This is a genomic window from Acidovorax sp. MR-S7 (assembly GCF_000400995.2).
Lineage (GTDB): Bacteria > Pseudomonadota > Gammaproteobacteria > Burkholderiales > Burkholderiaceae_C > MR-S7.
Genome location: NZ_DF238999.1, coordinates 263,554 through 283,037 on the forward strand (window position 1 = coordinate 263,554; position 19,484 = coordinate 283,037).

The 19,484-nt window shown below is 67.1% G+C and carries 11 protein-coding genes and 5 tRNA genes; 2 read left to right on the forward strand and 14 right to left on the reverse strand.

What is annotated here, in order from left to right; all coding sequences use genetic code 11:
* Both AVS7_RS22295 and ettA read right to left on the reverse strand, forming a co-directional pair.
* On the reverse strand, nucleotides 1-1,905 hold a 1,905-nt coding region (locus AVS7_RS22295; protein WP_034692013.1), incomplete at its 3' end, for a DUF1631 family protein.
* 59 nt (nucleotides 1,906-1,964) lie between these two features.
* A complete protein-coding gene (gene ettA, locus AVS7_RS22300; RefSeq protein WP_020230980.1) occupies nucleotides 1,965-3,626 on the reverse strand; it encodes an energy-dependent translational throttle protein EttA in 1,662 nt (553 codons plus the stop codon).
* A 257-nt stretch (nucleotides 3,627-3,883) separates the two neighbouring features.
* Between ettA and AVS7_RS22305 the strand changes: the two genes are divergently transcribed.
* On the forward strand, nucleotides 3,884-5,614 hold the full coding sequence (locus AVS7_RS22305; RefSeq protein ID WP_020230981.1) for a DEAD/DEAH box helicase: 1,731 nt from the start codon (nucleotides 3,884-3,886) through the stop codon (nucleotides 5,612-5,614).
* Nucleotides 5,615-5,732: 118 nt separating this feature from the next.
* Entirely contained in the window at nucleotides 5,733-7,526 is a 1,794-nt protein-coding gene (locus AVS7_RS22310; RefSeq protein ID WP_024002110.1) for a M14 family zinc carboxypeptidase, read from the forward strand.
* Between the two features lie 111 nt (nucleotides 7,527-7,637).
* Here the strand turns inward: AVS7_RS22310 and AVS7_RS22315 are convergent, their stop codons facing one another.
* From AVS7_RS22315 to AVS7_RS22370, 12 genes are all read right to left on the reverse strand, one after another.
* Nucleotides 7,638-8,270, reverse strand: a complete 633-nt coding sequence (locus AVS7_RS22315) for a DUF6806 family protein (protein WP_020230983.1) — start codon at nucleotides 8,268-8,270, stop codon at nucleotides 7,638-7,640.
* Nucleotides 8,271-8,282: 12 nt separating this feature from the next.
* Nucleotides 8,283-8,375, reverse strand: a tRNA-Leu gene (locus AVS7_RS22320).
* A gap of 111 nt (nucleotides 8,376-8,486) precedes the next feature.
* Nucleotides 8,487-8,562 (reverse strand) — tRNA-Gly (locus tag AVS7_RS22325).
* Between the two features lie 111 nt (nucleotides 8,563-8,673).
* Nucleotides 8,674-8,747 (reverse strand) — tRNA-Cys (locus AVS7_RS22330).
* A gap of 59 nt (nucleotides 8,748-8,806) precedes the next feature.
* Nucleotides 8,807-8,882, reverse strand: a tRNA-Gly gene (locus AVS7_RS22335).
* Nucleotides 8,883-8,981: 99 nt separating this feature from the next.
* Nucleotides 8,982-11,402, reverse strand: a complete 2,421-nt coding sequence (lon, locus tag AVS7_RS22340; RefSeq protein ID WP_020230984.1) for an endopeptidase La — start codon at nucleotides 11,400-11,402, stop codon at nucleotides 8,982-8,984.
* Between the two features lie 111 nt (nucleotides 11,403-11,513).
* Nucleotides 11,514-12,779 (reverse strand): ATP-dependent Clp protease ATP-binding subunit ClpX, encoded by a 1,266-nt coding sequence (gene clpX / locus AVS7_RS22345; RefSeq protein ID WP_024002112.1) that lies wholly within the window; start codon nucleotides 12,777-12,779, stop codon nucleotides 11,514-11,516.
* Between the two features lie 100 nt (nucleotides 12,780-12,879).
* Entirely contained in the window at nucleotides 12,880-13,488 is a 609-nt protein-coding gene (clpP, locus tag AVS7_RS22350; protein ID WP_020230986.1) for an ATP-dependent Clp endopeptidase proteolytic subunit ClpP, read from the reverse strand.
* Nucleotides 13,489-13,583: 95 nt separating this feature from the next.
* Nucleotides 13,584-14,897, reverse strand: a complete 1,314-nt coding sequence (gene tig / locus AVS7_RS22355; protein ID WP_020230987.1) for a trigger factor — start codon at nucleotides 14,895-14,897, stop codon at nucleotides 13,584-13,586.
* 53 nt (nucleotides 14,898-14,950) lie between these two features.
* Nucleotides 14,951-15,037: transfer RNA gene (locus AVS7_RS22360), tRNA-Leu, on the reverse strand.
* Between the two features lie 65 nt (nucleotides 15,038-15,102).
* Nucleotides 15,103-18,240, reverse strand: a complete 3,138-nt coding sequence (locus AVS7_RS22365) for an efflux RND transporter permease subunit (protein WP_020230988.1) — start codon at nucleotides 18,238-18,240, stop codon at nucleotides 15,103-15,105.
* Nucleotides 18,241-18,249: 9 nt separating this feature from the next.
* Nucleotides 18,250-19,434 carry an efflux RND transporter periplasmic adaptor subunit gene (locus AVS7_RS22370; protein ID WP_049696994.1) on the reverse strand — a complete coding sequence of 395 codons (1,185 nt, stop codon included), beginning with the start codon at nucleotides 19,432-19,434 and terminating at the stop codon, nucleotides 18,250-18,252.
* Nucleotides 19,435-19,484 lie beyond the last annotated feature (50 nt).

A 19,484-nucleotide genomic window follows, 5' to 3' on the forward strand; every position in this document is an offset into this window, starting at 1 on the left:
CTGCGCCTCGTCCGCAGGCACGGCGGCCGCGTATTCCTGCGCCTGCTGCTGCAGTTGCGCCAGGCGCTCCAGCACCTGGGCGATGCGTTCGGCAGGTTGGCCGATGCTTTCCAGCCCCTGGCGCACGGCAGGCGCCATGTTCGCCAGGGCGGCGCCCAGGCCGTCGGGGTCGGCGCGCAGATGGTCGGGCTGTGCGCAGCGCAGCAGCAGGGGCGCCAGGGCCTGGTAGCCGCCCGGGTCGCCCTCGCCGCCTTGCTGGCTGCTCCGCGCCAGCGCTGCCACATCAGCCCACGGGCCGGTGACGAAGGCCAGCCAGTCTTCGGGCGCGCCGACCGCATCGGGCAGCGCACGGAATCCGGCCGCGAACTGCTCGGCCAGCAACTCGCGCTGCTCCCTTTGCAACAGCTCGCGCTGCTTGGCCTCGCGGCGCTCGCGCTGCTGGCGCTCCTGGGCCGTCCAGGCCTTTTCCAGGGCCTTGAGCACGTGGTCGAATGGCGCGGCGTCGCGGATCTCCACGGCGGACAGATGGCCCACCACCTCATCCACCAGCCGCATGAAACGGCTGAACGCGGGGGCATCCTCGCTGCGGAACGCCAGGCTGCGCTGGGTCAGCTCGTCGAGCAGCCGCCGCGCAGGGTGCTGGTCGTCGGAGAAGAAGCGCGTGTCGTGCAGCACGAGCTGCTTGAGCGCGGGCTCCAGGCTTTGCACCGCGCGCTGCACCGAGGGCAGCAGGCGCGAGTCCTGGGCGATGTTCTCCATCATCCGGCCCACCACTTCGTGCGCCGTGCGCGCGGGCGAGGCCGGCACCGCGGCGGCAGCCGGCGCCATGCCGCTGTTCCAGCCGGTGGCCACGGGTGCCGCCTGCGCGGCCGACAGGCGGCCCACCAGGCGTTCGAGCTGCGCGATGTCCTCCATGGCTTCCGCTGCGGCAGGCGGCAGGTAGCCACTGGGAGGCGCCACGGGCACCATCGCCGGCACGCCGCCCACCGGTGCGTGGCCGCTGCGCATGGCGTCGTAGGCGAACGGGTCACCCCCGCCGGCCAGCATCTGCCGCAGGATGCCCACGGTGAGCAGGGCCTCCTCGGCCTCGGGCGCCAGGGGCACGCCTGCGGAGGCAGAGCCCCAGCTCGACCCATAGCTGCCGCCATAGACGCTGCGCGCGCCCGCCTCCGCGCCGTAGGCCGTCGCCGGGTAGCCCGTAGCAGCGCCGCCGCCGGCATAGCCGCCGTAGGCGCTGCGCGGAACGCCCGCAGCGCCCGCCACCGCATAGCCCACGGGCTCCACGCCATGCTGGCGCAGGCTCTCGGCGGCGCGCTGGTAGGTGTCGACCAGCAGCGCGCCCAGCTGCTCGCGCATGTGCCGCATCCAGAGCTGGCGCACGTCGCCGGACACGCCGGTCTCGCCCACCACCTGCTGCAGCGCGCGGATGTAGTTCTCGGGGCGGAAGGGGTTGCTTTCCGGCTGCACGCTGTGCAGGCCCTGCGCGGCGCTCACCAGCGTGTTGAGCTCGGCCAGCGAGGCCTCGGTGGCATGCACGGCGATCTGCTGCGCGCGCGACAGCTCCACCTGGGCCATGACATCGGCGTCGTCCATCAAGGCCAGCTCGCCGAAATCCATGCCGCCATCCCGGCCCTGGCGCGCCTTGGGCTGCGACGGCCCCTCGGCGAAGATTTCCAGCAGCGCCGTGGGGTAGCCCTTAACCAGCGCCGCCGCATGCCCCTGGAGCTGGCGCAGCGCATCGCCCACCAGCGCACGCTGGCGGACGTCGCGGCCGTTCGATTCCTCCCCGGTCAGCGCGTTGCGCGTGACTTCGATCAATTTCCCGATGAGTGTCTCGCTTTCCCGGACGGCATTGACGACGCATGCGCGAAAAACCGTTCTGGCGCGGGACGCTGGAAGGGACATGGTGAGGGAATGCAAGAAATGGGCGGAGTGAGCCGCCCGATGCTACTACCTGTAAGCGATTACTTGAGCGCCTTGTAGCGCATACGCTTCGGTTTGGCGCCCTCTTCGCCCAATCGTTTTTTCTTATCGGCTTCGTATTCCTGGTAATTGCCGTCGAAGAAAACCCACTGACTGTCGCCCTCGGCGGCCAGGATGTGGGTGGCGATGCGGTCCAGGAACCAGCGGTCGTGGCTGATGACCAGCACCGTGCCGGCATATTCCAGCAGCGCGTCTTCCAGCGCGCGCAGGGTTTCCACGTCGAGGTCGTTGGAGGGCTCGTCCAGCAGCAGCACGTTGCCGCCCTGGATCAGCGTCTTGGCCAGGTGCAGGCGGCCGCGTTCACCGCCCGAGAGATTGCCGACCTTCTTCTGCTGGTCCTGGCCGTTGAAGTTGAAGCGGCCGGCGTAGGCGCGCGAGGCCATCTGGAACTTACCGACGTTGATGATGTCCAGGCCGCCCGAGATGTCTTCCCACACGGTCTTGTCGTTGGCCAGCGCGTCGCGGTGCTGGTCCACGAAGGCCATCTTCACCGTCTGGCCCACTTCCACCACGCCGGAGTCCGGCTGCTCCTTGCCCGCGATCAGCTTGAACAGCGTGGATTTGCCCGCGCCGTTGGGGCCGATGATGCCGACGATGGCACCGGCCGGAATGTTCATCGACAGGTTGTCGATCAGCAGGCGGTCGCCGAAGGCCTTGGAGACGTTCTTGAACTCGATCACCTTGCTGCCCAGGCGCTCGGCCACGGGGATGAAGATTTCCTGCGTCTCGTTGCGGCGCTGGTATTCGTAGTCGCTCAGTTCCTCGAAGCGGGCGATACGCGCCTTGCTCTTGGCCTGGCGGCCCTTGGCGTTCTGGCGCACCCACTCCAGCTCCTTCTTCAGGGCCTTGGCGCGGGCTTCCTCGCCTTTTTGCTCGGCCTCCAGGCGGTTGCCCTTCTGGATCAGCCAGTCGGAATAGTTGCCCTTGTAAGGAATGCCGTGGCCCCGGTCCAGTTCCAGGATCCACTCGGCCGCGTTATCCAGGAAGTAGCGGTCGTGGGTGATGGCCACCACGGTGCCGGAAAAGCGGTGCAGAAACTGCTCCAGCCAGTCCACGGATTCGGCGTCCAGGTGGTTGGTGGGCTCGTCCAGCAGCAGCATGTCGGGCTTGGACAGCAGCAGCTTGCACAGCGCCACGCGGCGCTTCTCGCCGCCCGAGAGCTGGCCGATCACCGCATCCCACGGCGGCAGGCGCAGCGCGTCGGCGGCGATTTCGAGTTGATGCTCGGAGTCGGTGCCGGCGGCGGCGATGATGGCTTCCAGCTGGCCCTGCTCGGCGGCCAGCGCGTCGAAGTCGGCATCGGGCTCGGCATAGGCGGCGTAGACCTCCTCCAGGCGGGCGCGGGCGTTGTTCACCTCGGCCATGGCTTCCTCGACGGCCTGGCGCACGGTGTGCTCGGGGTCGAGCTGCGGCTCCTGCGGCAGGTAGCCGATGGACAGGCCCGGCATGGGAATGGCCTCGCCCTCGATCTCTTTGTCGACCCCGGCCATGATCTTGAGCAGCGAGGACTTGCCCGAGCCGTTCAGGCCCAGCACGCCGATCTTGGCGCCGGGGAAGAAGGACAGCGAGATGTCTTTCAAGATCTGCCGCTTGGGCGGCACGGTCTTGGAGACGCGATTCATCGAGAAAACGTACTGGGCCATGGATTTCTTCAGGGGAACTGTGGAAAAGAAGGCGCCGTAAACGGGCGCGCAAACAGAGATTATCGGCGCATGCGACAATAGCGTCCGTCTTGGGCTCCAGTCGCCCGGGGCATCAGCACAGAAGCTGGGGACGATGGAAGCTCGCCTTCCGGGCTCCCGCCCTTGAACCTATCGGCCTGACGCACTGGCTCGGCGGCCCGCAAAGCCGCCACGACAGACCGATACCCCAGCGCCCCGGATGGGCGCATCTTGACTACATGACATTTGAAGAACTGAAGCTGGCTCCGGCCATCCTGAAGGCCGTGCACGAACAGGGTTACGAGACCCCGACCCCGATCCAGGCCCAGGCCATCCCCATCGTCCTGGAAGGACACGACCTCCTCGCCGGCGCACAGACCGGCACCGGCAAGACCGCCGCCTTCACCCTGCCCCTGCTCCAGCGCCTGGCCGGCGGCAGCGTTCCCACCAGCAAGTTCGGCGGCAAGGGCGTGCGCGCCCTGGTGCTCACGCCTACGCGCGAGCTGGCCGCGCAGGTGGAAGAGTCCGTGCGCGACTACGGCAAATACCTCGACCTGCGTTCCACCGTGATCTTCGGCGGCGTAGGCATGAACCCGCAGATCGACCGCATCAAGAAGGGCGTGGACGTGCTCGTGGCCACGCCGGGCCGCCTGCTCGACCTGCAGCAGCAGGGCTTCATGGACCTGTCCACGGTCGAGGTCCTCGTGCTCGACGAGGCCGACCGCATGCTCGACATGGGCTTCATTCACGACGTGAAGAAGGTACTGGCCCTGCTGCCCGCCTCCAAGCAGAGCCTGCTGTTCTCCGCCACCTTCAGCGACGAGATCCGCGAGCTGGCGGGCACGCTGCTCAAGAACCCGCAGAGCGTCCAGGTCACGCCGCGCAATACTACGGTGCAGCGCATCAGCCAGGTGATCCACCCCGTGGGCCGCGCCAAGAAGAAACAGGTGCTGCTGCACATCATCCAGCAGCACGACTGGAGCCAAGTGCTGGTCTTCACGCGCACCAAGTTCGGCGCCAACAACGTGGCCGACTACCTGACCAAGAACGGCGTGACGGCCATGGCGCTGCACGGCAACAAGAGCCAGAGCGCCCGCACGCAGGCGCTGGCGGGCTTCAAGAGCGGCGAGATCCGCGCCCTGGTAGCTACCGACATCGCCGCGCGCGGCATCGACATCGATGACCTGCCGCACGTCGTCAACTACGAAATTCCCAACGTGCCCGAGGACTACGTGCACCGCATCGGCCGCACCGGCCGCGCCGGCAAGGAAGGCCAGGCCGTGAGCCTGGTCTGCATGGACGAGGAAGGCTTCATGATGGAGATCGAGCGCTTCACCAAGCAGGAGATCCCCGTGCAGGTGATCGAGGGCTTCGGGCCTGACGAGGGCGAGAAGGCCGAGCCCATCGCCATGGGACGCCAGACCATCTGGGGCGGCGCCGGCAAGCCGCCGGGCCGCGAGGTCATGCAGGCCGCCGCCAAGGCCGCGCGCCAGGAAATGATGGAGCGCATCCGTACCAACAAGGCCACCCCGGGCTCGCCGCGCGGTGGCCGCCAAGGCAGCGGCAATGGGGGCAATGGCGAGGGCCAGCGCGCCGGCGGCCCGCAGGGCAGCGGCAACCGCCCTGCCGGCCAGCGCGCCCAGCAACAACAGCAGCCCAACGCCGGCGGCGGGCGCCGCCGCGGCGGCAGCGGCGGCAACGGCAATGCCGGTGGCAACGGCGGCGGCAACCGTCGCTTCGACGACAGCCAGCCGCGCAGCGAGAACGCCCACCTGGGCACCCAGCTGGGCCACATCGGCATCGGCCCGCGCCATGGCGCGGGCGGCCGCGGCAGCCAGCCCGACCCGATGCGCACCAGCGTGGACAGCATGGCCGACCGCGGCCGTCGTGGCGGCGGCGGTGGTTTCCGCAGCGGAGGCGGCGGCGGTTCACGCGGCCCGCGTGGTGGTGGCGGCGGCTTCGGCCGCTGAAAACGCCTCTTCTGAACGAGCCCGGCAGCGCCGGGCTTTTTTTCTAGGTGGTTAACATCGCCCAAGCAACCCACTTCCACGCCATACGATGATGCCGACGACCTCCCCGCGCAGCCTCATGGACACCCCTCCCTCACGCCCCGCGCTGCGGCGCGGCGCGGCGCTGCTGGCCGCGGCGGTGCTCTCGGCGTGCTCCAGCACGCCGCTGCCGCCCTGGCCCGACGCTTCCACGTCACCTGGAACCATCTCGCAGCCTCCTGCGACACGCACCGTGCCGCCGCCGCTGGGTACGGCACCGCGCCCCGGGGTGGTCACCGCTCCGGTCTCGGAAAGTCCCATCACCCCCGGCGCAGTGGACGCCCCGGCGGCCGAGCTGCCCTACGGTGCCGCCGTCGCGGCCCGCTTTCCCGACCCGCCGGTGCGCTACGACACCCCCGGCCTGGCCGATGGACGCCGCGCCTTCACCACCAACGCCGAACTCACCCAGTGGCTGCGCCAGCTGGCGACAGCGCAACGCGGCACGACACGCGCGCAGATGATCGACCTGGGACTGTCGCAGCGGGGTGAACCCATCCACGCGCTGGTGCTCACCCGGGCCAAGGGCACCGACGTGGCGGCGCTGGATGCCAGCGGCCGTCCCACGGTGCTGCTCGTCGGCCAGCAGCACGGTGACGAGCCCGCAGGCAGCGAGGCCCTGCTGGTGCTGGCGCGCGAGCTGGCGCAAGGCCTGCTCGAACCCATGCTGGAGCGCATCAACGTCATCCTCGTTCCGCGCGCCAACCCCGATGGCGCAGACGCCGGCCAGCGCACCACGGCCAACGGCATCGACATGAACCGCGACCACCTGCTGCTGCAAACCCCCGAGGCCCGGGCGCTGGCGCGGCTGGTGCGCAATTACCGCCCCATCGCCATCGTGGATGCGCACGAATACACCGTGGCCGGCCGGTTCCTGGAGAAATTCCAAGCCATCCAGCGCTACGACGTGCTGCTGCAGCATGCCACCACGGCCAACGTGCCGGAATTCATGACCAAGGCCGCGCTGGAGTGGTACCACCAGCCTCTGGTCAAGGCGCTGGGCGACGCCGGCCTGAGCCAGGAGTGGTACTACACCACCTCCACCCGACCCGACGACCTGCGGGTCTCCATGGGCGGCACCCGGCCCGACACCGGCCGCAACGTGAACGGGCTCAAGAATGCCGTCAGCCTGCTCGTGGAAACCCGCGGCGTGGGCATCGGCCGCACCCACATCCAGCGGCGCGTGCATTCGCAGGTCACTGCCCTGACGAGCACGCTGCGCAGTACCGTGGAGCGCGCCGGCAACCTGGAACAGGTGCGCTCCTTCGTCGCGCGCGACACCGCCGCGCAGGCCTGCCGCGGCGAAGTGGTGGTCGAAGCCGGCCCTACGTCCACGCAGCACGACCTGCTCATGCTGGACCCGGATACCGGAGCGGACAAGACCGTGCGCGTGGACTGGGATTCGTCGCTGCGCCTGCGCGCCCTCAAGCACCGCGCCCGCCCCTGCGGCTACTGGCTGGGTGCCGGCGCAGCCGATGCCGTGGAACGCCTCAAGCTGCTGGGACTTCAGGTGATGCGCGTGGCCGAGCCCGGTTCCGTGCTGGCCGACATCTACCAGGAAAACAGCCGCGACACCGCCGAGCGCCAGGACGTGCGTGGCACGGTGGCGGGTGGCGGGCAGATCATCCGCGCGCAGGTCACGCCGGTGCGCAGCGCCATCGACGTCCCGGCGGGCAGCTATTTTGTGTCGCTCAACCAGCCCCTGTCCAACCTGGCCGTGGCCGCCCTGGAGCCCGATACGCAAAGCAGCTACTTTGCGAACCGCCTCATCGCCAATCTGGCCGACACGGCGCGGGTGATGGCGCCGCCCTCCCTGGTGTTCGAGGAAACCGACTGAGGGAATGCGAGAGCGGCCAGCTATCTCATTGATAGCTGGCCGCGCTTGTGGAATAAGCGCTAGAGGCGCTTTTTATTCAGAATCCGCGGCAAAGGCAGCGGACTTCCGATATCAATGCAGATGACGTGGGCGGCGTCCGCCGCCACCATGGCCGCTGCCGCCCTGCCCGCCCGTGCCGCGCGGCGGCTTGCCGATCTCCAGCGAATTCACCAGGGCATCGAAACGCTGCGAGAACAACTTGTCGATTTCGGACACTACACCGCCGAGTTCGGAACCATCGAAATGGCGCTCCATGAGATTGACCACGTCCTGCACCAGCAGGTCGCGCTGCACCTGCATGATCGCCGCCGGCGTGGGGCCGACGAACAACATCACGAAATCGTCGCGCGCCTCGGCATCGTCGTCCGCTTCGTCCTCATCGAACTCGGTGTCGTAGAAAGTGACCTCGATCGCCGCGCCCTGCTCTGCGAGTTCGTTCAGTCCCATGCACATTTCGTCGAGAGACTGGCGGAAATCTTCGTCGCCAGGCACCGTCCAGCAGACCTGCAGCACATGCTCCTTGGCGTCGAACTGGATGCCCGGCTCTTCCTCATAGGCGCTGGCTGCACCATCGGCCAGCGAGCGAGCCCCCGCGTACTTCCACAGCGGCCGCAGCGCCTCCTGAATCTGGTCGAATCCCACATCGGCCCGCAGCTGCACTTGGCCGTGGACATGGATCTCAAAGGGAGCGTTGTAATGTGACATATCGAATCTTCATGGTGCCCCGAGCCGGGGTCGAACCGGCACGCCCCTTTGCAGGAAAGCGGCGGATTTTAAGTCCGCAGTGTCTACCAATTTCACCATCGGGGCTCGGCTGCATATCGGTCTTCCGGACAGCGTAACCGGGCCGGCGCCGCAGCGCAAACACGGGCATTCCAAGCGGCCAATAAAAAAGGGAAGCCTGGGCTTCCCTTCGAATCTTGGAGCGGGAAATCGGTCTCGAACCGACGACCTCAACCTTGGCAAGGTTGCGCTCTACCAACTGAGCTATTCCCGCATTTGCCTTTTGGCAAGATTTCAATTATAGCACATCGACAATATGCTTGGCATTGATGCCCTGGTGCCGCCCTCACTGCCAAGCGCTGCATTTCCATGCAATGCCTGAACCTGGAGGCGCGACCCGGAGTCGAACCGGGCTAAACGGATTTGCAATCCGGTGCATAACCGCTTTGCTATCGCGCCGTAACCGGCACCACTCCTGACGAAAAAGGAAAGCAATCGCCTCCCTTTTTCCTGGAAAGTGGAGCGGGAAATCGGTCTCGAACCGACGACCTCAACCTTGGCAAGGTTGCGCTCTACCAACTGAGCTATTCCCGCATTTACCGAAGCCTTACATTCTACAACGTTCCGCATCGATGGAATGAATTGTAGCCTATTTTTGGAGGCTCTCAGGAAAATTCCAGATTTCTTCGTGCCTCAGTGCTTCACCGAGCGCTGCTGCGCCGCGTCAGCCTGGGGCGCCGCCACCGCAGGCGCGATCTCGTCATCGGTCAGCGCCACGGGTTTGCGCTCCAGCGCCACATCCAGCACCTTGTCGATCCACTTGACGGGCACGATGTCCAGGCCGCTCTTCACGTTGTCCGGAATCTCCTGCAGGTCCTTGACGTTTTCCTCGGGGATCAGCACGGTCTTGATGCCGCCGCGCAGCGCGGCGAGCAGCTTTTCCTTCAGGCCGCCGATGGCCGTGACTTCGCCGCGCAGCGTGATCTCCCCCGTCATCGCCACGTCGGCGCGCACCGGAATACCCGTGAGCGCAGAGACGATGGCCGTGGTCATGGCGATGCCAGCGCTCGGTCCATCCTTGGGCGTGGCCCCATCAGGCACGTGGATGTGCAGATCGCGCTTCTCGAAGGCCTCGTCCTTGATGCCCAGCATCCTGGCGCGGCTGCGCACCACGGTACGCGCGGCCTCGACCGACTCCTTCATCACATCGCCCAGCGAACCCGTGCGGATGATGCTCCCCTTGCCGGGCATGGTGGCCACTTCGATGGTGAGCAGATCGCCTCCGACCTCGGTCCATGCCAGGCCCACCACCTGGCCCACCTGGTTCTGCTGTTCCGCCCGGCCGTAGTTGTACTTGCGCACCCCCAGGTAATCCGCGAGGTTGTCCGCCGTCACTTCCACGCGCGGCTCCAGCTTCTTCAGCTGCAGGCCCTTGACCACCTTACGGCAGATCTTGGACAGCTCACGCTCCAGCGAGCGCACGCCCGCCTCGCGCGTGTAGTAGCGCACGATGTCGCGCACGGCGCTTTCCGCCACGTGCAGTTCCTCGTCCTTCACACCGTTGTTGGCCATCTGCTTGGGCAGCAGGTACTTCATGGCGATGTTGGTCTTCTCGTCCTCGGTGTAGCCCGACAGGCGGATGACCTCCATGCGGTCGAGCAGCGCCGGGGGGATGTTCATCGAGTTGGACGTGGCGACGAACATCACGTCGGACAGGTCGAAGTCCACCTCCACATAGTGGTCGCCGAACTTGTGGTTCTGCTCGGGGTCCAGAACCTCCAGCAGAGCGCTGGAAGGGTCGCCCCGGAAATCGGTGCCCAGCTTGTCGATTTCGTCCAGCAGGAACAGCGGGTTGCGCGTGCCGACCTTGTTCAGGTTCTGCAGAACCTTGCCCGGCATGGCACCGATGTAGGTGCGGCGGTGGCCGCGGATCTCCGCCTCGTCGCGCATGCCGCCCAGCGCCATGCGCACGTACTTGCGGCCCGTCGCCTTGGCGATGGACTGGCCCAACGAGGTCTTGCCCACGCCCGGCGGCCCCACCAGGCACAGGATGGGGGCCTTCACCTTGTCCACGCGCTGCTGCACCGCAAGGTATTCGAGGATGCGGTCCTTGACCTTCTCCAGGCCGTAGTGGTCCTCGTTGAGGACGTCCTCGGCATGGGCGAGGTCGTGCAGGATCTTGGTCTTCTTGCTCCACGGCAGACCGGTGAGCACGTCGATGTAGTTGCGCACCACCGTCGCTTCGGCCGACATGGGCGACATGAGCTTGAGCTTCTTGAGTTCGCCCTCGGCCTTCTTGCGCGCCTCGGCCGGCATGCGCGCGGACTTGATCTTCTTTTCGATCTCCTCGATGTCCGCGCCTTCCTCGCCCTCGCCCAGTTCCTTCTGGATCGCCTTGACCTGCTCGTTCAGGTAGAAGTCGCGCTGGTTCTTTTCCATCTGGCGCTTCACGCGGCCACGGATGCGCTTGTCCACGTTGAGGATGTCCACCTCGCGGTCGAGCTGCTCAAACAGGTTTTCCAGACGGCCCTTGACGTCGGCCAAGTCGAGCACGAGCTGCTTGTTCTCCAGCTTGAGCGGCAGGTGCGCGGCAATGGTGTCGGCCAGGCGGCCGGGATCGTCGATGCTGGAGATCGAAGTCAGGATCTCGGGCGGAATCTTCTTGTTCAGCTTGACGTACTGGTCGAACTGCTGCATCACCGCACGGCGCAGCGCTTCGATCTCGCTGGGACGGTGCTCCTCGCCTGCAGGCTGCACGGGCGTGACCGTGGCCGTGAACAGCGTATCGCCGTCATGCACCGTAGCCACATGGGCCCGCTGCAGGCCTTCGACCAGCACCTTGACCGTGCCGTCGGGCAGCTTGAGCATCTGCAGGATGGTGGAAACACAACCGACATCGAACATGTCGGACACCTGCGGCTCATCCTTGGCGGCAGCCTTCTGCGCCACGAGCATGATGCGGCGGTCCGCATCCATGGCCATTTCGAGGGCCTTGATGCTCTTGGGGCGTCCCACGAACAGCGGGATCACCATGTGGGGGAATACCACCACGTCGCGCAGCGGCAGCAGCGGCAGGTCGATGGGGTCGGCAGGCAGGGGCGTGTGTCCGGACATGGGCAATCCTCAAGAAGCTCCATGGAATATGGTCCATGGGCGGGAAATTTCAACCCGGCGGCCGATGGCCGGCCGCCCGGTGGGAAAAGAGGCGCTGACCGCGCCCCGGCCTCAGGCCGTCTTGGCCGCCTCGCGATAGACCAGCAGGGGCGCCTTGTTTTCTTCGATCGTGGCCTCGTCCACCACCACCTTCTCCACGTTGGAAGCATTGGGCAGATCGAACATGGTGCCGATCAGCGACTGCTCCAGGATGGAACGCAGGCCGCGCGCGCCGGTCTTGCGGGCGATGGCCTTGCGGGCGATGGCCTTGAGCGCCGCGGGGCGGATCTCCAGGTCCACCCCCTCCATGGCGAGCAGCTTGCTGTACTGCTTGACCAGGGCGTTCTTGGGCTCGGTGAGGATCTGCACCAGCGCGTCCTCGCCCAGCTCGGCCAGCGCCGTCACCACGGGCATACGGCCCACGAGTTCGGGGATCAGGCCGAACTTGATCAGGTCTTCGGGCTCGATGTCCTGGAACACCTCGGTCAGCGAGCGCTGCTTCTTGCTCTTGACCGATGCGCCAAAACCGATACCCGATGCCTCGGTGCGGTTCTCGATGACCTTCTCCAGCCCCGCGAAGGCACCGCCGCAGATGAACAGGATGTTGGTCGTGTCGATCTGCAAGAAGTCCTGGTTCGGGTGCTTGCGCCCGCCCTGCGGCGGCACGCTGGCCATGGTGCCCTCGATGAGCTTGAGCAGCGCCTGCTGCACGCCTTCGCCCGACACGTCGCGCGTGATGCTGGGGTTGTCGGACTTGCGCGAGATCTTGTCGATCTCGTCGATGTAGACGATGCCACGCTGGGCGCGCTCTACCTCGTAGTTGCAACTCTGCAGCAGCTTCTGGACGATGTTCTCCACGTCCTCGCCCACATAGCCCGCCTCGGTCAGCGTGGTCGCGTCGGCCATCACGAAGGGCACGTCGAGCATGCGCGCCAACGTCTGGGCCAACAGCGTCTTGCCCGAGCCCGTGGGCCCGATGAGCAGGATGTTGCTCTTGGAGAGCTCGACGTCGTCCTTGCCCGCCTTGTCCTTGTGGCGCAGGCGCTTGTAGTGGTTGTAGACAGCCACGGCCAGCGTGCGCTTGGCCTTTTCCTGGCCGATCACGTAGTTGTCGAGGTTGGCCTTGATCTCGGCGGGCGTGGGCAGGTCGCCGCGCCCTTCGCGCGTAGATTCGCCTGCGGGGAGCTCATCGCGGATGATTTCGTTGCACAGGTCAATGCACTCGTCGCAGATAAAGACCGACGGACCGGCGATCAGCTTCTTCACTTCATGCTGGCTTTTACCGCAGAAAGAGCAGTAAAGGGTTTTTTCGCTGGAGGAGCCTTTTTTCTCGGCCATGGGGGCAATGCCTTATGACAGGGGATGTTGTCAAGATGATAACGAAATAAAAACGGCGTTTCCCGCAAGGGGAAACGCCGCGCGCAGGCGCCTCGGACGCTCAGGGGCGCTTGGAAATGACCTGGTCGACGATGCCGTAGTCCTTGGCTTCGTCCGCCGTCATGAAGTAGTCGCGCTCAGTGTCGGCCTTGACTTTCTCGATGGGCTGGCCCGTACGCTCGGCCAGGATGCGGTTCATCTGCTCCTTGGTGCGCAGGATGTCGCGCGCATGGATCTCGATGTCGGTCGCCTGGCCGCGTGCGCCGCCGAGCACCTGGTGGATCATGATCTTCGAGTTGGGCAGCGAGAAGCGCTTGCCCTTCGCGCCGGCAGCCAGCAGGAAGGCCCCCATGCTCGCGGCAAAGCCGCAGCACAGCGTGGACACGTCGGGCTTGATGAATTGCATGGTGTCGTAGATCGCCATGCCCGCCGTCACGCTGCCGCCAGGGGAATTGATGTAGAAGGAGATGTCCTTGTCCGGGTTCTCGCTCTCGAGGAACAGCAGCTGCGCCACCACCAGGTTGGCGGTCTGGTCATTGACCTCGCCCACCAGAAAGATCACGCGCTCCTTGAGCAGGCGCGAATAGATGTCGTAGGACCGCTCGCCGCGGCCCGATTGCTCGATGACCATGGGAATCATGCCCAGGGCCTGCGTTTCCAGTGCGCTCATGTGTTTCTCCAATTTCTGTCGCGGTACTGTACCCAGAAATGAATTGGGGCCTGCGCGCGCCGGCACAAGCCCCAGATGTCAGAAGGCGGGGGAAATCAGCCTTGCTGGCCCATCAGTTCGTCGAACGACACGGCCTTCTCGTTCACCTTGGCCTTGCCCAGGACGAACTCGGCCACGTTGTTCTCGATGACCACGGCCTCGACCTCGGCCAGGCGCTGGCGGTCGCCGAAGTACCAGCGCACCACCTCTTCGGGCTTCTCGTAGCTGGCAGCCAGCTCGTCGATGTGGGCCTTGAGCTGCTCGGGCTTGGCCTGCAGTTCATTGGCGCGCACCAGCTCTGCCACCACCAGGCCCAGGCGCACGCGGCGCTCTGCCTGGGGACGGAACACGTCCTCGGGGATCTCGGCCTTGTCGGCATCCTTGATGCCGCGCTGCTTCAGGTCGGCACGGGCCGCTTCCAGCAGGCGGGCGACCTCGGCCTGGACGCTGGCGTTGGGCAGCTCCAGCTCTGCCTTGGACAGCAGGGCCTCCATCACGGCCTGCTTGTTGCGGGCCAGCAGGCGGAACTTGACTTCGCGCTCCAGGTTCTTCTTGATGTCAGCGCGCAGGCCTTCCACCGTGCCGTCGGCGATGCCGAGCGACTTGGCGAGCTGCTCGTTCACCTCGGGCAGGTGCGCGGCCTCGATCTTCTTCACGGTGACCAGGAAGTCGGCCGTCTTGCCGGCCACGTCCTTGCCGTGGTAGTCCTCGGGGAAGGCCAGCGGGAAGGTCTTGCTCTCGCCCGACTTCATGCCGCGCACGGCGTCCTCGAACTCCTTGAGCATCTGGCCTTCGCCGACCAGGAACTGGAAGTCCTCGGCCTTGCCGCCCTGGAAGGGCTCGCCGTCGATCTTGCCTTCGAAGTCCACGGTCACGCGGTCGCCATCCTCGGCAGCGGCACCCTGCGCGCGCTGGGCGAAGGTGCGGCGCTGCTTGCGCAGGATCTCGACGGTCTTGTCGATGGCGGAATCCGTCACCTCGGCCGACAGCTTCTCCACCTCGGCGGTGGACAGGTCGCCGATCGTGACTTCGGGGAACACCTCGAACACGGCGTCGAAGGTGACCTGGCCTTCAGGGGCGCCGTCCTTCTCGGTGATGCGGGGCTGGCCGGCCACGCGCAGGTTGGCTTCGTTGGCGGCCAGGGAGAAGGCCTCGCCCACCTTGTCGTTGAGCACTTCGTACTGCACCGAATAGCCGTAGCGCTGGGCCACCACGCTCATCGGCACCTTGCCGGGACGGAAGCCGTCCATCTTCACGGTGCGTGCCAGGCGCTTGAGGCGCGAGTCCACTTCGGACTGGATGGAGGCGACGGGCAGGCTCAGCGTGATCTTGCGCTCGAGCTTCTCAAGGGTTTCAACAGTGACGGCCATGGTAATTCCTAGGGTCGGGGATGTGTGCCGGGCTGCGCCTCGGCCTTCGCTTGTGGTGCGCGGGGGGGGACTCGAACCCCCACACCATTGCTGGCGTCAGGACCTAAACCTGGTGCGTCTACCAATTTCGCCACCCGCGCTTCTCTCATGCCACCCGGATGGCTCGCAGCACGGCCACCCCGGTGAAATAGGTAAACAGCAGATTTTAACCTGCCTGCGGGGGCTCCTCGCGGCGCACGCGAAACCAGGCCGCATACATGGCCGGCAGCGCCAGCAGCGTGAGCACGGTGGCGACGATGAGACCGCCCATGATGGCCACGGCCATCGGGCCCCAGAACACGCTGCGCGACAGCGGAATCATCGCCAACACCGCCGCGGCGGCCGTGAGCACGATGGGCCGCATGCGCCCCACGGTGGCGGTCACGATGGCATCCCAGGCGGGTACACCGGCCGCGCGGTTGAGCTCGATCTGGTCGATCAGGATCACCGAGTTGCGCTGGATCATGCCCATGAGAGCGATCACGCCCAGCAGCGCCACGAAGCCGAAAGGCCGCCCCAGCAGCAGCAGCGCCGCAGCCACGCCCGCGATGCCCAGCGGCCCGGTGAGGAACACCAGCACGGAGCGGCTGAAGCTGTGCAGCTGCAGCATGAGCAGCGTGAACACGATGAACAGCATGACCGGCACCCCGGCCACGATGGAGGCCGAGCCCTTGCTGCTCTCCTCCACCGCGCCGGCCACCTCGATGCGCACGCCCGTGTCGCCCGCCGCGTGCCAGCCGGCCTCCAGTTCGCGCAGGCCGGGCAGCAGCTGCGCGGTGACCGTGGCGCCCTGCAGGCCCTCCACCACGTCGCCCTGCACGGTGATGGCGTAGTTGCGGTTCCAGCGCCACATCACGCCGGGCTCCCAGGTGAAAACCGGCCGGGCGATCTGCGTCAGCGGAATCGAGCGGCCCGAGGCCGTGGGCAGGTAGGCGTTGCCGATGTCGGAGATGGCCTCGCGCTCGTCGGGCGACTGGCGCAGCACGATCTCGATGAGCCGGTCGCCTTCGCGGTACTGCCCCACGGCGGTGCCGCTGAACAGCGTGCGCGCGGCCTGGGCGATGGACTGGCTGGACACGCCCAGCGCGCGGGCCTTCTCCTGGTCCACCTCCAGGCGCACCACTTTCACCGACTCGTTCCAGTTGTCGTTCACGCCGATCATCTGCGTGTTGGCGCGCATCGCCGCCTTGACCTCGTCGGCGCGCAGGCGCAGCGCCGCCGGGTCGCTGCCGACGATGCGGAACTGCACCGGGTATGGCACCGGCGGCCCGTTGGGCAGCAGCTTCACGCGGCTGCGCACCTCGGGGAAGTCCTGGGCCAGCACCTCGGGCAGGCGCAGTCGCAGGGCCTCGCGCTCGCGCAGGCTCTTGGCCAGCACGATGAACTGCGACACGTTGGTCTGCGGGAACACCTGGTCCAGCGGCAGGTAGAAGCGCGGCGTGCCGGAGCCGACCCAGGTGGCCACGCTCTCCACGCCCTCTTCCTGCATCAGACGCTGCTCCAGGCGCCGGGCCACGGCCTCGTTGGCCAGGAAGGACGTGCCTTCGGGGAACCAGATGTCCACCATGACCTCCGGCCGGCTCGAATCGGGAAAGAACTGCTGCTGCACCTTGCCCATGCCCACCAGCCCCAGCGCAAAGATCAGCAGCGTGGCGCCGATGGTCAGCCAGCGGTGCTGCACGCACCAGTCCACCATGGCGCGGAAGCGCGCGTAGAACGGCGTGTCGAACAGCTCGTGCGGCGGCGCCTCGGGGTCGTGCGGCTTCACCTTGAGCAGCAGCGTGCCCAGGTAGGGCACGAAGTACACCGACACGATCCACGACAGCACCAGCGCGATCACCGTCACCGCGAAGATGGCGAAGGTGTATTCGCCCGTCACCGACTTGGCGATGCCGATGGGCAGGAAGCCCGCCGCCGTGATGAGCGTGCCGGTGAGCATGGGCTTGGCCGTCACGTCGTAGGCGAAGGTGGCAGCGCGCACCTTGTCGTAGCCCTCCTCCATCTTGCGCACCATCATCTCGACGGCAATGATGGCATCGTCCACCAGCAGGCCCAGCGCGATGATGAGCGAGCCCAGCGACACCTTGTGCAGCCCGATGCCGAAGTAGTGCATGGCCAGGAAGGTCACGGCCAGCACCAGCGGGATGGTGATGGCCACCACCAGCCCGGGCCGGTAGTCGATGTACCAGCCGAAGCGCCCGCCCTTGTGCAGCCCCAGCGACACGAAGCTCACGCCCAGCACGATGACCACGGCCTCGATGAGCACCTTGACGAACTCGTTCACCGAGCTGGCCACAGCCGCCGGCTGGTCCTGCACCTGCGCCAGCTGCACGCCAGCGGGCAATTGCGCCTGGATCTCCTGCACGGTGGCGCGCAGTGCCTTGCCCAGCGCGATGATGTCGCCGCCCTTGGCCATGGAGATGCCCAGGCCGATGACCTCGTGGCCCTGGAAACGTACTTTCACCGCCGGCGGGTCCACATAGCCGCGCCGTACCTCGGCGATGTCGCCCAGCCGCAGCTGCGCCGCCGACTGAGCGCCGCGGATCGGCATGGCGCGCAGTTCCTCCACGCTGGCGAACTGCCCGCCCACGCGCACCTGCACCACGTCCTGCGGCGACTGGATGGCGCCCGCGCTCTCCACCGCGTTCTGGCTGCCGAGCTGCTGCAGCACGCCGTTGAAATCGAGCCCGAGTTGCGCCAGGCGCTTTTGCGAGACCTCGATCCAGATCTTCTCGTCCTGCACGCCGAACTGCTCGACCTTGGCCACGTCCTTCACGCGCAGCAGGCGCTGGCGCACGTCGTCGGCGAAGTCGCGCAACTCGGCATAGCTGAAGCCCTCGCCGTGCAGCGCGTAGATCACGCCGTACACGTCGCCGAACTCGTCGTTGAAGAACGGCCCCTGGATGTTGCCCGGCAGCTGGTAGCGCATGTCGCCGATCTTCTTGCGCACCGTGTACCAGACATTCGCCACCTCGGCGGGCTTGCTGGAGTCCTTGATCTCGAAGATCACCTGCGATTCGCCCGGCTTGCTGTAGCTGCGGATCTTGTCGGCGTAGGGCACCTCCTGCAGCGTGCGCTCGATCTTGTCGGTCACCTGCTCGGCCACCTGCTGCGCCGTGGCGCCGGGCCAGTAGGTGCGTACGACCATGGCGCGGAAGGTGAAGGGCGGGTCCTCGTCCTGCCCCAGCTGGAAATAGGCGGCGATGCCCAGCACCATCAGCACCACCATCAGGTAGCGCGTGAGCGCGGCGTGCTCCAGCGCCCACTTGGAGAGGTTGAAGCCCCCCTTCGGCTCGATCGACATGGCGGCCCCTCAGCGTGCGGCTGCGGAGGCATTCGCTCCCGCATTGATAGCTGCTTGCGCTTGTCCTGCCTGCGCTTGAGCCGATTTTGACTGGTAAACCGTCACCTTCTGCCCCGGCGCCAGCACGTGCACGCCCGTGGCCACCACGCGCATGCCGGGCGCCAGGCCCGCGGCCACCACGGCCTCGTTGCCGTCGGCCGTGGCGATCTGCACGGGCTGCGAGCGCACAGTGCCGCCGCCCTCGCCCGCGGGCTCGAACACCCACACCGCCGTCTGCCCGCCCTCCTGGCGCAGCGCGCTGGTCGGCAGCTTGATCGCCTGCACACCCTCCCGCGCCAGCGCCTGCGGCGCCACATACACCGTGGCGCCCAGCGGCGGCACGTCGCCGCCCTGCACCGCCACTTTCACCTGGAAGGTGCGCGTCACCGGGTCGGCGCTGGCGGCCACCTCGCGCACCTCGCCCGGCATCTCCGTACCCTGCGACCACGCACGCACCCGCACCGGCTGGCCCGGGCGCAGCTGGCCCACCTTGTCCTCGGGCACCGAGAACACCGCGTCGCGCGGGCCGTCGCGCGCGATGCGCACCACCGGCGTGCCTGCCGCCACCACCTGGCCCGGCTCGGCGTCGATGCCCGTCACCACGCCCGCCGCGTCGGCCGCGAGGCGCGTGTATTCCTCCTGGTTGCCCTGCGCCGCGAGCTGCGCGCGCGCCTGGTCCAGCGTGGCCTGCGCACCCTTCAGCGCGGCCTCGCGCCGGTCCAGCTCCGCGCCGCTGATGAAGTTCTGCGCGCGCAGTTTGGAAAAGCGCTCGAAATCCGCCGCCGCCAGGTCGCGCTGCGTGGCCGCCGCCGCCACCTGCGCACGCGCGGCCTGCGCCGCCAGCGCGTAGTCGCGCGGGTCGAGCTGCGCCAGCACCTGGCCCGCCTGCACGCGCTGGCCCAGCTCTGCCTGGCGCTGCACGATCTTGCCCGCCACGCGAAAGCCCAGGCGCGACTCCACGCGCGCGCGCACCTCGCCCGCGTATTCCAGATGCGTCTGCAGGGGCACCTCGCCCACGGTGACGAGCTTCACCGCGCGCACAGGCTCGGGTGGCGGCGCCGGGCGCGAGCAGCCCGCCAGCAGCAGCGGCAACGCGAGCGCGCCCCAGGACAAAAGACGCCTGCAGGCAGGCCGCGATACGGAAGGTGTGCGCATGGAAGAAACCGTGGAAGTGGCACGAAGGGGGACGGCGCCGCACGCCAGCA

Bases quoted from the DNA above. Each gene is read 5' to 3' on its own strand.
- ettA (WP_020230980.1), bottom strand. From the start codon at position 3,626: ATGGCCCAGTACGTTTTCTCGATGAATCGCGTCTCCAAGACCGTGCCG.
- AVS7_RS22305 (WP_020230981.1), top strand. From the start codon at position 3,884: ATGACATTTGAAGAACTGAAGCTGGCTCCGGCCATCCTGAAGGCCGTG.
- AVS7_RS22310 (WP_024002110.1), top strand. From the start codon at position 5,733: ATGGACACCCCTCCCTCACGCCCCGCGCTGCGGCGCGGCGCGGCGCTG.
- AVS7_RS22315 (WP_020230983.1), bottom strand. From the start codon at position 8,270: ATGTCACATTACAACGCTCCCTTTGAGATCCATGTCCACGGCCAAGTG.
- lon (WP_020230984.1), bottom strand. From the start codon at position 11,402: ATGTCCGGACACACGCCCCTGCCTGCCGACCCCATCGACCTGCCGCTG.
- clpX (WP_024002112.1), bottom strand. From the start codon at position 12,779: ATGGCCGAGAAAAAAGGCTCCTCCAGCGAAAAAACCCTTTACTGCTCT.
- clpP (WP_020230986.1), bottom strand. From the start codon at position 13,488: ATGAGCGCACTGGAAACGCAGGCCCTGGGCATGATTCCCATGGTCATC.
- tig (WP_020230987.1), bottom strand. From the start codon at position 14,897: ATGGCCGTCACTGTTGAAACCCTTGAGAAGCTCGAGCGCAAGATCACG.
- AVS7_RS22365 (WP_020230988.1), bottom strand. From the start codon at position 18,240: ATGTCGATCGAGCCGAAGGGGGGCTTCAACCTCTCCAAGTGGGCGCTG.
- AVS7_RS22370 (WP_049696994.1), bottom strand. From the start codon at position 19,434: ATGCGCACACCTTCCGTATCGCGGCCTGCCTGCAGGCGTCTTTTGTCC.